This window comes from Aeromonas sp. 62-46, from assembly GCF_001898585.1.
Classification (GTDB): Bacteria; Pseudomonadota; Gammaproteobacteria; order Enterobacterales; family Aeromonadaceae; genus Aeromonas; species Aeromonas caviae.
The window spans coordinates 99,143-113,005 of the sequence record NZ_MKUI01000006.1 but is presented as its reverse complement, the minus strand read 5'-3'; the positions used below and the strand labels follow the sequence as shown (position 1 = coordinate 113,005).

At 63.4% G+C, this 13,863-nt stretch carries 11 protein-coding genes; 8 read left to right on the top strand and 3 right to left on the bottom strand.

The window, feature by feature from the left end; all coding sequences use genetic code 11:
• The first annotated feature begins 20 nt into the window (after positions 1-20).
• The 3 genes from BGO64_RS03200 to BGO64_RS03190 all read left to right on the top strand — a co-directional run bounded on the left by BGO64_RS03200 (position 21) and on the right by BGO64_RS03190 (position 5,124).
• Positions 21-434, top strand: coding sequence for a MerR family transcriptional regulator (locus tag BGO64_RS03200; protein ID WP_010674587.1), 414 nt, complete (start codon positions 21-23; stop codon positions 432-434).
• A 271-nt stretch (positions 435-705) separates the two neighbouring features.
• Complete coding sequence (locus BGO64_RS03195; RefSeq protein ID WP_502686710.1) at positions 706-3,612, top strand: DUF748 domain-containing protein; 2,907 nt, start codon at positions 706-708, stop codon at positions 3,610-3,612.
• 915 nt (positions 3,613-4,527) lie between these two features.
• A complete protein-coding gene (locus BGO64_RS03190; protein WP_286700143.1) occupies positions 4,528-5,124 on the top strand; it encodes an acetate uptake transporter in 597 nt (198 codons plus the stop codon).
• Between the two features lie 90 nt (positions 5,125-5,214).
• Here the strand turns inward: BGO64_RS03190 and BGO64_RS03185 are convergent, their stop codons facing one another.
• Positions 5,215-6,012, bottom strand: a complete 798-nt coding sequence (locus tag BGO64_RS03185) for a M90 family metallopeptidase (protein ID WP_286700142.1) — start codon at positions 6,010-6,012, stop codon at positions 5,215-5,217.
• 18 nt (positions 6,013-6,030) lie between these two features.
• On the bottom strand, positions 6,031-6,444 hold the full coding sequence (locus BGO64_RS03180; RefSeq protein WP_069651442.1) for a GNAT family N-acetyltransferase: 414 nt from the start codon (positions 6,442-6,444) through the stop codon (positions 6,031-6,033).
• 330 nt (positions 6,445-6,774) lie between these two features.
• Between BGO64_RS03180 and BGO64_RS03175 the strand changes: the two genes are divergently transcribed.
• Positions 6,775-8,274: an alanine/glycine:cation symporter family protein gene (locus tag BGO64_RS03175; RefSeq protein ID WP_286700141.1), complete on the top strand. Its 1,500-nt coding sequence runs from the start codon at positions 6,775-6,777 to the stop codon at positions 8,272-8,274.
• A 67-nt stretch (positions 8,275-8,341) separates the two neighbouring features.
• Here BGO64_RS03175 and BGO64_RS03170 read toward each other — a convergent pair whose 3' ends face one another.
• Positions 8,342-9,148, bottom strand: coding sequence for a crotonase/enoyl-CoA hydratase family protein (locus tag BGO64_RS03170; RefSeq protein ID WP_286700140.1), 807 nt, complete (start codon positions 9,146-9,148; stop codon positions 8,342-8,344).
• A gap of 158 nt (positions 9,149-9,306) precedes the next feature.
• On the opposite strand from BGO64_RS03170, the gene BGO64_RS03165 reads away from it, so the two are divergent.
• From BGO64_RS03165 to BGO64_RS03150, 4 genes are all read left to right on the top strand, one after another.
• Positions 9,307-11,094: a putative nucleotidyltransferase substrate binding domain-containing protein gene (locus BGO64_RS03165; RefSeq protein WP_113977319.1), complete on the top strand. Its 1,788-nt coding sequence runs from the start codon at positions 9,307-9,309 to the stop codon at positions 11,092-11,094.
• A 2-nt stretch (positions 11,095-11,096) separates the two neighbouring features.
• Positions 11,097-11,723 carry a 3'-5' exonuclease gene (locus BGO64_RS03160; RefSeq protein ID WP_201890546.1) on the top strand — a complete coding sequence of 209 codons (627 nt, stop codon included), beginning with the start codon at positions 11,097-11,099 and terminating at the stop codon, positions 11,721-11,723.
• A 107-nt stretch (positions 11,724-11,830) separates the two neighbouring features.
• Complete coding sequence (locus BGO64_RS03155; RefSeq protein WP_039039049.1) at positions 11,831-12,142, top strand: DUF485 domain-containing protein; 312 nt, start codon at positions 11,831-11,833, stop codon at positions 12,140-12,142.
• Complete coding sequence (locus BGO64_RS03150; protein ID WP_286700139.1) at positions 12,139-13,794, top strand: cation acetate symporter; 1,656 nt, start codon at positions 12,139-12,141, stop codon at positions 13,792-13,794. Before BGO64_RS03155 ends, BGO64_RS03150 begins: the two co-directional genes overlap by 4 nt.
• The last annotated feature ends 69 nt before the right edge of the window (positions 13,795-13,863 follow it).

The window sequence follows — 13,863 nt, the reverse complement described above, 5'->3', positions numbered from 1 at the left end:
GCTCATCAGGAGGGCGCACCATGAGAGCCAGACACGCCAGTGGCAAGGAGAGGACCTACAGCATCTCGGAGCTGGCCCAAGAGTTCGACATCACCCCCCGCACCATCCGCTATTACGAGGACGAGGGGCTCATCACCCCGACCCGTGAGGGGCAGACCCGTATCTACAGCCACAAGGACAGGATCCGCCTGAAATTGACCCTGCGCGGCAAGCGCCTCGGGTTCAGCCTGGCGGAGATCCGCGAGCTGTTCGACATGTACGACACCGACCGCTCCAGCCGGATGCAGCTTCACTCCATGATCCAGCTCATCGAGGCCAGACGCCACTCCCTGCGCCAGCAACTGGAGGACATCCAGATGGTGATGGCCGAGCTCGATGCCGCCGAGCAGCGCTGCATCCACTCCCTCGGCGGCTTGAAAACCGACGGGGATTGACAGACTCTGGGGGTATCTCGCCCCCGGTATCCCGGTTTTCCAGTGGATATTCGCAGTGGCAGGCCCTGACCCGGCAACCCCCTTGTTCCCCACATCGCCCGTCGCGACATGCCGGACAGAGTGGGCGGTTTGGGCAAGCGGCGAGGTGGGGCAAACGGGGGAAATCCGGCCTTGGTCGCACAATAATTCCCCAGCCCGGTCAGAGTGCGGCGCACCTCATGAGTCCTTCCCATGAACCGGGCACGATTAATTGCTACCATATGCGCATCAAATGGAGACCATCATGCTCAAGCCTCTGCCCGCTCGTCTGCTGCGCTATGCCCTCTATCTTCTCGCGCTCCTGCTCATCGGTATCACCATCCTGCTCTGGCAGGCGCCGACCCTCATCCAGCGCCATCTCCCCGGCTGGCTTGCCACCCATTACGGTCTGCACCTCTCCCTTGGCAAGATAGAGGTGGGGATCCGCTCCCCCTCCCTCGTGCTGGGGCCCAGCGCCCTGCTCGATGACCAGCAGCAAGCGCTGGTGTCATTTGAAGATCTGAAGCTCATTCCCGCCTTGAAAGCGAGCTGGCAGCAGCGCGCCCTGGTACTGGAAGAGGCCACCCTGACCGCCCCCAGGGCAGATCTGGTGCGCCTCGAGGATCTCAAGGGGGAGGCGCGCTTCAACCTGACCGATGCACTGGCCTCCCTGCTCTCCCCTGTGCCGGAGCAAGCGCCGCCAGCTAGCGCCGAGCCCGTGCTGGTGACCATCGGCAAGCTGTCCGTCGAGCAGGGCCGGCTCAGCTACCGGGACAGCCGCAAGCAGAGCAGCCCGGGGTGGGTGCCGCCCCTCACCCTGGACAAGCTCACCCTGCACCTGCCCGGCTTTTCCACCGCAGAGGGGGTGCTCAACCCCTATCGCCTGAGCGCCACCGTCAACGAGAAGAGCCCCCTCAAGGCCGAAGGGGAGTTCGACATGATGAGCGGCGCCGGCAAGGGCAACCTCAGCCTTGGCAAGGTGGCCATCGCCCCCTTCGCCCCCCTCTGGGCCCCCTATCTCAAGGCGACCCTCGCCAAAGGGGAGGCCAGCGCCGAGCTCGCCTATCGCCTCACCCAGGGCAAGCAGGGACTGGACTGGCAGTTGTCAAAGGGCAAGCTGACCCTGGCCAACTGGCAGCTCACACGCAACAAGGGGGAGGAATTTGCCCGCTTCAAGCAGTTGGCGCTGACCGGGATCCGCATCGATGGCAACAAGCAGCGCCTTGAGCTCGATGCCGCCACCCTCAAGAGCCCGGCCATCACCGCCGTCCTCGACCACCAGCAACAACTGGATCTCGCGGACCTGCTGATCCCCCAGAAGACCCCCAAGGGGGGCAAACAACCGGCCACCCCCGCCAAGCCCTGGCAATGGGCCCTCAAGCAGACCCGCATCGACCAGGGCAGCCTCACCCTGACCGAAGCCACCAGCGGCAAGCCCCTGAAACGGGCCATCTCCGCCATCGCCCTCACCCTGGGGCCCCTTGGCAGCCAAACCGCCCAACCCAGCCCCCTCACACTCAACGCAGCCCTCGACACCAGGACGACGGTGGCGTTTGACGGCACCCTGGGGCTGACCCCCTTCACCCTGAACGGCGCCATCCGCCAGCAGGGGCTGCCGCTGACCCTGGCTCAACCCTACCTGCAGGATCTGCTGCGCATCAGCGTGCGGGACGGCGAGCTTGCCAGCCGCACCAGGCTGGACCTGGCCACCGACCGCCAGGGGGCCATCAGCAAGCTGGAGATAAGCGGTGGACTCGAGGTCGCGGGGCTCAACGTGCTGGATCGGGCCGACAACCAGCGCCTGCTCCAGATAGAGAATCTGCAATTGAGCGGCCTGCACTATGATGGCCTGAGCCAGCAACTGCGCATCGCCGACATCCTGCTGAGCAAACCCTATGCCCGCATCGAGATCAACGAAGAGGGGATCACCAACGTGCAGCAACTGCTGCTGCCGCAACCCGCCGCGAACGCCAGGGAGAGCGCCCCCGCCCCGCACATCGTCATCGATCAGATCCGTACCGCCCAGGGCAACCTGCGCTTCGCCGATCGCAGCCTGAGCCCGGAGTTCGTGGTGGACATCGCCTCCCTCGACGGCCAGAGCCGCCATATCAGCAACACCCCGGGGCAGCGCTCCGAGCTCGCCTTCAACGGCAAGGTGGACCGTTATGCCCCCGTCACCATCCGGGGGGGTGCCAACCTGCTCATCGAGGATCCCGTGCTGGATGTGGCCGTGGCCTTCAACAACCTGGAGCTCACCACCTTCACCCCCTACTCCAGCACCTATGCAGGCTATGCCATCGACAAGGGGCAGCTCTCCATGAAGCTCAACTACAAGCTGCAGGGCAACCGGCTGGAGGGGGACAACGACATCACTATCAAGAAGCTGCAACTCGGGGAGAAGGTCAAGAGCGAGCAGGCCAAGGATCTGCCCCTCGGCCTCGCCATCGCCCTGCTGAGCGATTCGAACGGCGTCATCAAGATGAACCTCAAGGTGAAGGGCAATCTGGATCAGCCTGATTTCAGCCTGGGCAACATCTTCTGGGACGTGCTCGGCAATACCCTCGGCAAGGCCATCACCTCCCCCTTCTCCCTGCTTGCGTCCCTGACGGGGGGCACCAAGGATCTCGACGAGCTCCCCTTCCTGCCTGGCGATCCCGCCCTGACCCCGACCCAGCAGACCAAGCTGACCACCCTCGCCCAGGCCCTCAAGGAGAGGCCCAAGCTCAGCATGAACATCCGCGGCAAGGTCAACTTCAACGAAGAGCGCCCCATCCTCCAGCGCCAGAAGCTTGAGCGGCTGCTGGCCAAGACCACCGGCAGCCCGGTGGATTTGACGCTGCTGGAGCAGGATCCCGCCATGCAATCCGCACTGGCAGAGGCTTATGAAGCCAAGTTCAACGAAGATCTCGGGGATCTGGCCGACCGCTTGCGACTCGATGAAGGGAGCGAGGCCCTGCGCGCCCAGGCGGTGTTCCTGCTGCGGGATCAGCAGCTCATCACCGCCAAGTCCCTGCGAAACCTCGCCATGCGCCGCGCCCAGAACACCAAGGAGTATCTGGTGGATACCCAGGGCATCGCGCCGGAGCGCCTCTTCGTGCTCGACAGCCAGGTAAAGGAGACCGACAAGGAAGCCAAGGTGGTGCTGACCCTGGACAACTGATCCGGCGCCCGCCGGATGCCCCTCTTGTTTGCCCCGACGGCACATGGCCCGAGGGGCTCCCACCCCCGACCCCTGCCATCAGGATATGTCTCTCGCTAGCCGTCCCGAACAATCCGGTTATCCCTTTATCCAGCATGTCGGCATGTCAAAATAGATGGCCCGATCAGATACACAGTGTCTAATCGGGCCAATCCTGAACACCCTCTCGCGCACGCCACAGGGCCAACCCCGCGCCCCCCTTCCATTTCGAAGCCTCTTCACTGGCCCCCGTGCTGCCGCGCCTTCCATCTTGAGGCTCTCTGCCACAGAACGCGCCCTTGGCCCAACCTCTTGCGTCTCGGTTTTTGTCATCTGGGCCCATGGCCCATCCCGCCTCTGGCTTTTTGACAAGGGCAGCCTCTGATCCTGCCCGTTAATCTTGCGCCCCTTTCGCCCGTGGCAGTCAACACGGCGCGCTTGCGGGTTTCTCAGGCACCCCGCCCTTGTGTAGGGAACACGGTGGCGAGCGCGGGGTTGACGAGAAAATGGGGAGTGCAACGGACACTGCGATGGCAAGCGATACGGGAGGCCGATGCGCCACAAACAGGAGGGAAACACTCTGGTCTGATGGCATATGAACTCATTTTTCAATCAAGCCGCCATGACGCGACCATCCGGGGCGCGTTTCCCTCACCAATCCCAGTCACCATCGTCGTTGCCGACTTTCATGCCAAGGTGCCTTTTATACAAAATCGCAACGTTGAAAACGTTTTTCATTCACCACTCGTCTACCTGAATGGCACGAATGGTTGGCCACTTAAACTTTCGTGTTCTTTTTTTACCATTTCTGTGTGTCCCCCCCTTGCCCGGGACCCTGAGCCTGCCTAAAATCGCGCGTCTTTTATCAACCCCACCTCTATTGTTGGAGAACACCACGTGAGCGAAAAATTGGCCAACCCTGCCCCTCTGGGTCTGATGGGTTTCGGTATGACCACCATTCTGCTGAACATCCATAACGCAGGTTTCTTCCCCATCAGCGCCATGATCCTGGCCATGGGTCTGTGCTATGGCGGTCTGGCCCAGATCATCGCCGGCATCATGGAGTACAAGCGTGGCAACACCTTCGGTGTCACCGCCTTTATCTCCTACGGTACCTTCTGGTGGAGCCTGGTGTTCCTGCTGATGATGCCGGGCATGGGTCTGGCCGAAGCCACTCCCCACGCCTACATGGGCTGGTACCTGCTGATGTGGGGCATGTTCACCCTGTTCATGCTGATCGGGACCGTCAACTTCCCCCGCGTGAAGCAGTTCGTGTTCGCCTCCCTGACCGTGCTGTTCTTCCTGCTGGCCGCCCGTGACTTCACCGGCAGCACCCTGATCGGCACCATCGCCGGTTTCGAAGGCATCATCTGCGGCGCCAGCGCCATCTACCTGGCCATGGCCACCGTGATCAACGAGCAGTTCGGTCGCACCGTGCTGCCCATCGGCGAGCAGAAGAAAGCCGCTCCCGCCCAGCTCAAAGCCGCTGCCTAAGCACCCGGCGACATCGCTGTCACGAAAAAGGCACCCTCGGGTGCCTTTTGTGTTTCTGCCGCCCGGACACAGTGCCGGTCAGCCCTGCGCTCAGGGATCTCCCGCCAGCAACCGGGTGGCCGGGTAGCGGGCGGCGGGATCCTGGCCGTAGAAGCGAGCGAACTGGTCATAGACCGCGGGGTAGACGGCGCGCAGACGCAACGGATCGGTGAAGAAGCTCTCGCTGCACACCGCGAAGAATTCGGCGGGATGCGAGGCGGCGTAGGGGTCTATCTCGGTCACCTCCTCTCTGGTCAACTGATCGTTCATCTCGTCAAACGCACCTTGCAGCGCCCGGGTCCATTGCTGGGGATCCATGCCCCGCGGCAGGGGCGGTGCACCGTCCGCATCCCCTCCCAGCATGTCGAGCTTGTGGGCAAGCTCATGGATCACCAGGTTGAATCCGTCCCAGTCCCCGTCCTGCTGCAATTCGCTCCAGGCCAGTACCAGTGGCCCCTGGGGCCAGGATTCACCGGCGTTCTCCTCTTCAAATTCGCTTACCAGCCCGAACTCGTCCTGCACCTCCTGACGACGGGTCACGGGCTCGGGGATGATGATCACCTCGTGGAAACCTCGATACCAATCGAACCCCAGGTGCAGGATGGGCAGCACTGCCTGCAGGGCCAGCACCCCCTGCTGGCGGGGCGTCAGTTCCACCCCGATCTGGGTGAGGGTCTTGCGCGAGAGAAAATGGCGCGCCAGCTCCATCAGCTTCTGCGCCTCTTCTTCTTCAAGCCCCTGCAAGATGGGCACCGCCGCCAGCGCCTCGCGCCACTCCTGCTCTTCTGGGAGACGGGGCTCCCGGGGAGATGCACCACCCAATACCTCTTTCAACCTGGACCAGAACACACGGACTCCTCTTGCCAATCAGACAGCTTTCACAAAACGTTTCGGACGCTCGCAATACCCTTGCGCCAGATAAAATCGGTGCGCCCCTTCGCGCTTGAGGCTGCTGGAGAGCTCCAGCTGGCCACACCCCAGGGCTGCCGCCCGCTGCTCTGCCGCCGCCAGCAGCAGGGCCCCGATGCCCCCGCCCCTTGCACCCTCATCGACAACCAGCGCCGAGATCAGGCCCCAGGCTGGTGCAAGGTGCATGGGTTGCAAGTGGTGCCACACCAGCACCCCCACCGGGCTCCCCTCGCACAGGGCCACCAGGACCTCCCGCGCCGGATCGGGCTGGGCCAGCCTGGCGCTGACCGCCCCGTCAGGATTGGGGTAGCCCAGCTGGGCAAACAACCCCGTCAATCCGGCCCCATCTTCCTCCCCGGCGAGGCGAATGATGTATCTGTTTTCCCTTGTTGCCACTCCTGGCCTCCTATTTGCATTACTTCAATCAGCCCTCTGGGCATGGCAAAGCGGCAGATGATGGGTATGTACCGAATCTTGTCCAGTTCCATTCACCATTTGTTAATGTCAATTCACAAATTAACAAAGTCACAACACTTTTCACTAGGAAGGCCCTGAACAAACCGATATGTTAAATCCCGCGGACTAACCAGTCGAAAGTCCCGCACAATCCTGAGTGACCCCCTTGGTCACCGCATATTTCAATGTTAAGGGAGCGAGGCATATAGACCTCGCCAAGACAGCGCAACAAAGGAGTTGTTGTACATGAATGAGATCGTCAATGCCATCAATGGCGTGATTTGGAGCCCAGCGCTCATCTATCTGTGTCTGGGGGTAGGCCTCTACTTCTCCCTGCGCAGCCGTTTCCTGCAACTGCGTCATATCAAGGAAATGGTGCGCCTGATGTTCGATGGCAAGAGTACGGATGCGGGCGTCTCCTCCTTCCAGGCCCTGGCCATGACCCTGGCCGGTCGCGTCGGTACCGGCAACATCGCCGGTGTGGCCACCGCCATCACCTTCGGCGGCCCGGGCGCCCTGTTCTGGATGTGGATGGTTGCCTTCCTCGGCGCCAGCTCCGCCTTCGTGGAGTCCACCCTGGGCCAGGTCTACAAGGAGAAGATCAACGGTGAATACCGCGGCGGCCCGGCCTTCTACATCGAGAAGGGGCTCGGCATGAAGTGGTACGCCTGGACCTTCGCCATCGCCACCATCTTCGCCTGCGGCGTGCTGCTGCCGGGCGTACAGGCGAACTCCATCGGCTCCAGCCTGCAGACCGCCTTTGACATCGATCCCAACGTCACCGCCGCCGGTCTGGCGCTGCTGCTCGGTTTCATCATCTTCGGCGGCGTCAAACGCATCGCCAATTTCGCCAGTACCGTGGTGCCCTTCATGGCGCTGGGTTACATCATCGTGGCCTGCGTCATCATCGCCCTGAACATCGGCCAACTGCCGGGCGTGATCCTGCTCATCTGGAAGAGTGCCTTCGGGATGGAAGCCGGCTTCGGCGCCATTCTGGGTCTGGCCATCATGTGGGGTGTCAAGCGCGGGGTCTACTCCAACGAAGCCGCCCAGGGGACTGGCCCCCACGCCTCCTCCGCCGCGGCGGTGAGCCACCCGGCCAAGCAGGGCCTGGTGCAGGCGTTCTCCGTCTACATCGACACCCTGTTCGTCTGCTCCGCCACCGGCTTCATGCTGCTCATCACCGGCCTGTACAACGTGCAGGGCCCGGACGGTGCCGCCCTCTACACCGGCATCGCCGGCATCGCGGCAGGCCCCGGCTATGTGCAGACCGCCATGGAAAGCATGATGCCAGGCTTTGGCAACTACTTCGTCGCCATCGCCCTGTTCTTCTTCGCCTTCACCACCATCGTGGCCTACTACTACATCGCCGAAACCAACATCGCTTTTGTCAACCGCAAGATTAACCGCCCCTGGCTCACCTTCTTGCTGAAGATTGCGCTGATGGCTGCCACCGTCTACGGCACCGTCAAGACCGCCGATCTGGCCTGGGGCCTGGGTGACATCGGCGTCGGCCTGATGGCCTGGCTCAACATCGGTGCCATCCTGATGCTGCAAAAGCCGGCTTTCGCCTGCCTCAAGGACTACGAGGCACAGCTGGCCAAGGGTCTGGATCCCGTGTTCCACCCGGAAAAGCTCGGCATCAAGAACGCCGACTACTGGATTGAAAACCGCGCCGAAGTAAACCTGATGCGCGAGCAGACCGGCCACCCCTTCGAGGCGGACCCGGATACCGTTGCCAAGTAATCAGACGGCACAATGCAAAATGGCAGCTTCGGCTGCCATTTTCATTTGTGTTGGATGGGTGAGGGGTTCAAAGCGCATTGCGGCGCGGTCCGAATGGCAGGCGCCAGCGAAACAGGCTGTTGAGGGTCGCCCGCCACTGGTTGGGGCGCCCCAGGATCTGCCTCTGCAACCGGGTCTCTTCCTTGAGCATGGCCTCGTCACTGCGAGCCCAGGCCTGGATGTAGAGCTGCTTGATCCCCGCCAGCGCATCCGGCGACTTGGTGATCAGGGTCCGGGCAAAGGCCCGCGCCTCTTCCAGGGGATCCGCGCACACCCGGCTCACCAGGCCGAGGGACTTGGCTTCGCTGGCTTCCAGCTCGCGCCCGCTCATGGCAAGCTCCATGGCGGTATCCATCCCCATCAGGTTGCGCAGGGTGACGCTGCCGCTCATGTCGGGGATGATGCCCCACTTGATCTCCATCACCGAGAAGCGGCAATCCGGGGTGCTGAAGCGAAAATCGGCGCCGAGCGCTATCTGCAGGCCGCCGCCAAAACAGACCCCCTGGGTCACCGCAATCACGGGCACCGGCAATTGATGCCAGCCATAGGCCACCCGCTGGGCCAGGTTGGTCGCCTCGTCCGCCTCGCGCTTGAGGATCTCAAGCGCCACCACCGGCTGCCTCAGCATGGATTTCACATCCAGCCCGGCGCAGAACGCCCGCCCCTCCCCGTGCAGGATCACGGCCCGCAGCCCTTTTTGCCGGGATACCGCGTTCAGCGTCTCGTCGATGGCATCGAACATGGCCCGATCCAGCGCGTTGAGCTTGTCCCCCCGGCAGAGCATCACCTCGGCGATCCCCTCCTGAAACACCCATTTGACCCTTGGCTTTTCCATCTCCGTCTTCGTCCTTTTGATTCAACTGGTCATACCACAACGTTACCAGAGTGTTATGGGCAGGTACAGGGAGGCCGCCCCGGGCCTGCGACTAAAGTCGGCTGGCCCGGTGGTGGAGTCTTTGTCAGACTGGCCCCATGGTCACGGTGGAGCCTCTCATGTCACTTCTGTTCAATTTTGCCCGTCCACCGTTCGACGGCCTGGACGAGGAGGCACGCCAGCGGCTCGGTCAGCACCTCAGCATCTGCTACTTTCGCGCGGGCCAGACGGTGCAGCACGCCGGGGAGGAGCCCGCCGGGCTCTACCTCATCATCAAGGGGGCCGTGGAAGAGTCTGCCCCCCATCAATCCTTTGGCGACTATGGCGAGGGGGACATGTTCGACGTCCGTGCTCAGTTTGACGGGCACTGCCGCCACCGTTTCGCCGCCCTGGAAGATACCCTCTGCCAGCTCATTCCCCGCCCCGTCTTTCTGGCCCTGTGCGACGAGCACCCCCATATCGCCCGCTACTTCACCGCCACCCTGGCGGAGCGCCAGCGGGAGCAGGAGCGCCGCGGCCAGCTCGGACAGCAGAACCTGGCAGAGTTCATCCTGACCCGCATCGCTCCCGACCATCTGCAGGCGCCGCTCATCGTGGAAAGCAGCCTCTCGCTCCTGGCCGCCACCGAGGCCATGGTGGCCAGGGGCACCGACTGCCTGCTCTATCCCGGAGCAGACGGCAGCCTGAGCCTGGCCACCCGCAAGACCCTGCTCCACGCCCTCACCCTCAAGGGATTGCCGCTCAGTGCGCCGCTGGCGGTGCTGACTCCCACCCCGCTGACGGGTCTGCCACTGGGGAGCTATCTGTTCGATGCCCTGCTGCTGATGACCCGCCACCGCATCAAGCGCCTGGTCATCTGGCAGGGGCAGGAGGTGGCAGGCATCCTGCATTTGACCCAGGTGCTCGGGCTCTTCTCCACCCACTCCCATGTGTTGACCCTGCGCATCGCCCGCGCCGACTCCCCGGCCGCCCTCGAGGCGGTCGCCCGGGAGCAGCAGCAGCTCATTCGCTCCCTGTTTGCCCAGGGGATCCACACCCTGTTCCTGATGAAGCTCATCGCCACCATCAACGAGCAGTTGATCGCCAAGGCCTTTTCCCTGGTGATCCCTGCGGCGCAGCAAGAGCAGGTGTGCCTGCTGATGCTGGGGTCGGAGGGGCGTGGCGAGCAGATCCAGAAAACCGATCAGGACAATGCTCTGATCCTGCCGGATGGCCTGCCGTGGCCCACCCAGTCGGCGGATCTGGCCGCCTTCAGCGCCCTGCTGGCGCGCCTGGGTTATCCCCCTTGCCCGGGCAGGGTGATGGTCAACAACCCGGCCTGGGTGAAGCCGCTTGGCGGCTGGCTGCAAGGGATAGAGCAGGCCTGTGTGCGCGCCAGCGAAGCGGATCTGCTCTGGCTCGCCACCCTGGCCGATGCCCAGGCCATCACGGGAGATCGCGCCCGGCTCGCCCCCGTCGCCCGCCACCTGCGGGCCTGCCTCGCCGACCGGCCGGATCTGCTGGCGGAGATGGCAAGGGCAGCCGTCGCCTTTCACGCCCCCCTCACCCTCTTTGGCAGGCTGGAGCAAGCCCCGGAGGGGCTGGATCTCAAGCGGGGCGGCCTCTTCCCCCTTGTCCACGGCGTCCGGGTGCTCTCCCTGGAGGCGGGGATCCTGGAGACCTCGACCACAGGACGCATCGAGGCCCTGGTGGGCCAGGGACGCCTCAGCCGGGACTATGGCACCAATCTGGCGGAGGCCTTCCGGCTGTTCATGCGGCTTCGGCTGCGCAGCCAGTTGCAGGAGGGAGACGGACGGGTGCGGGTGGCCGACCTCGGCCCCGCAGAGCGGGATCTGCTGCGCCATGCCCTGCACCAGGTGAAGAAGTTCCAGCAATGGCTCACCTTGCACTTTCGTCTTAGGCAATAGCGATGTGGATGCACTGGCGCCGCCGCTGGCTTGGCAGGACGTTTCGGGAGGGGGAGTTTGCCCCGCTCTTTGCCCGCCCTGCTGGCGACGAGTGGGTGGCGCTGGACTTCGAGACCACCAGCCTGGATCCGGCGCTGGCGGAGATCGTCTCCATCGGGGCGGTGCGCATCCGGGGCAACCGGATAGAGACGGGCGATGCCCTTGCCATCCGGGTCCAGGCTCCCGCCAGCCTGAGCGCCGGGTCCGTGGTGATCCACGGCCTGCGCCATCAGGATCTGCAACAGGGAATGGCACTGGAGCCCGCGCTGCGCGCGCTGCTGGAGTTCATCGGCCCCCATGAGCTGGTGGGGTATCACATCGCCTATGACCTGCGCATTCTCAACCTCGCCTGCCAACGGCTGTGGGGGCTCACCCTGCCCCAGCGTGGCATCGAGGTGAGCCGCCTCTATCACGATCACCTCTATCGCCGCTATCCCGATGCCGCCATCGATCTGCACCTGGCCGCGATCTGTCGCCATCTGGCGCTGCCAGCCCTGCCCCCCCACGACGCCCTGAGCGATGCCGTCACCGCCGCCCTTGTCTTTGTACGCCTGCATCAGGGCGGCCCCCTGGCTTATCCCAAAGTCTAATTGTCCAGAAATAACATTTAATTCACATTTTGCTTACATGGACAGCCGTGCTGTCCGGTAGGGAACCCCTCATCCACCGCTGACATTCACTGTCATGGAGAACTGCAATGGAACAGCAACCGTATCTTCGGATCCAGCAAGATCCCAACTTCCAGGCACTGGTCGCCAAACGCCAGCGTTTTGCCTGGACCCTCTCCATCCTGATGCTGGGGCTCTACCTGGCGTTCATCCTGCTCATCGCCTTTGCACCGGGCTGGCTTGGCACCCCCTTGAGCGAAGGCTCCAGCATCACCCGTGGCATCCCGGTCGGGATTGGTCTCATCGTATCGGCCTTCGTGCTGACCGGTATCTACGTATTTCGTGCCAACGGCGAGTTCGACGAGCTGAACCAGAAGATCCTCAAGGGAGCGCAATCATGAAAGGCACGTTTCTGCTGCCACTGGCAGGTCTGATCTCCACCCCCTTGCTGGCGGCCGACGCCATCAGCGGCGAGGTGCAACGCCAACCCCTCAATATCTCGGCCATCGTGATGTTCGTGGTCTTCGTGGCCGCCACCCTGTTCATCACCTACTGGGCCTCCAAGCGCAACCGTTCGGCTTCCGACTACTATGCCGCCGGCGGGCGCATCACCGGCTTCCAGAACGGTCTGGCCATCGCCGGTGACTACATGTCCGCCGCCTCCTTCCTCGGCATCTCCGCCCTGGTCTATACCTCGGGCTACGACGGTCTCATCTACTCCATCGGCTTCCTGGTGGGCTGGCCCATCATCCTGTTCCTGATCGCGGAGCGGCTGCGCAACCTCGGCAAGTACACCTTTGCCGACGTGGCCTCCTACCGCCTCAAGCAGACCTCGGTGCGCAGCCTCTCCGCCAGCGGCTCCCTGGTGGTGGTCGCCCTCTACCTCATCGCCCAGATGGTCGGTGCCGGCAAGCTCATCGAGCTGCTGTTCGGCCTCCAATACCATGTGGCCGTGGTGCTGGTCGGCATCCTGATGGTGCTCTACGTGCTGTTCGGCGGCATGCTGGCCACCACCTGGGTACAGATCATCAAGGCGGTGATGCTGCTCTCCGGTGCCTCCTTCATGGCCATCATGGTGATGAAATCCGTCAACTTCGACGTCGGTACCCTGTTCAGCGAAGCGGTCAAGGTGCATGCCAATGGTGCGGCCATCATGAGCCCGGGCGGCCTGGTCGCCGACCCCATCTCCGCCATCTCCCTTGGGCTGGCCCTGATGTTCGGTACCGCAGGTCTGCCCCACATCCTGATGCGCTTCTTCACCGTGAGCGATGCCAAGGAAGCCCGTAAATCGGTGTTCTATGCCACCGGCTTCATCGGCTACTTCTACATCCTCACCTTCATCATCGGCTTTGGCGCCATCCTGCTGGTCAGCACCAACCCGGACTTCAAGGACGCCACCGGCGCCCTGCTGGGGGGCACCAACATGGCGGCCGTCCATCTGGCCGACGCCGTGGGTGGCAGCCTGTTCCTGGGCTTCATCTCCGCCGTGGCGTTTGCCACCATACTGGCTGTAGTGGCCGGGCTGACCCTGGCGGGGGCCTCCGCGGTCTCTCACGACCTCTATGCCTGCGTCATCAAGGAAGGCAAGGCCAACGAGGCCGACGAGCTGCGCGTCTCCAAGATGACCACCCTGGTACTGGGTGTGGTCGCCATCGGCCTTGGCATCCTGTTCGAGAAGCAGAACATCGCCTTCATGGTGGGCCTGGCCTTCTCCATCGCGGCGAGCTGCAACTTCCCGGTGCTTTTCCTCTCCATGTTCTGGTCTCGCCTGACCACCCGTGGCGCCGTCTATGGCGGCTGGCTCGGTCTCATCAGCGCCGTGACCCTGATGATCCTGGGCCCCACCGTCTGGGTGAAAGTACTGGGTCATGCCCAGGCCATCTTCCCCTACGAATACCCGGCGCTCTTCTCCATGGGGCTGGCCTTCATCGGGATCTGGTTCTTCTCGGTCACCGACAAGTCCCAGGCAGCCTCCGACGAGCATGCGAAGTTCTTCCCGCAGTTCGTCCGCTCCCAGACCGGGCTCGGTGCCTCCGGCGCCTCCGCCCACTAAGTGGCATCCCACGCATCCAAGCCGGCCCAGTGCCGGCTTTTTTCATGACCGCCCCCTCGCCTCCCCTCT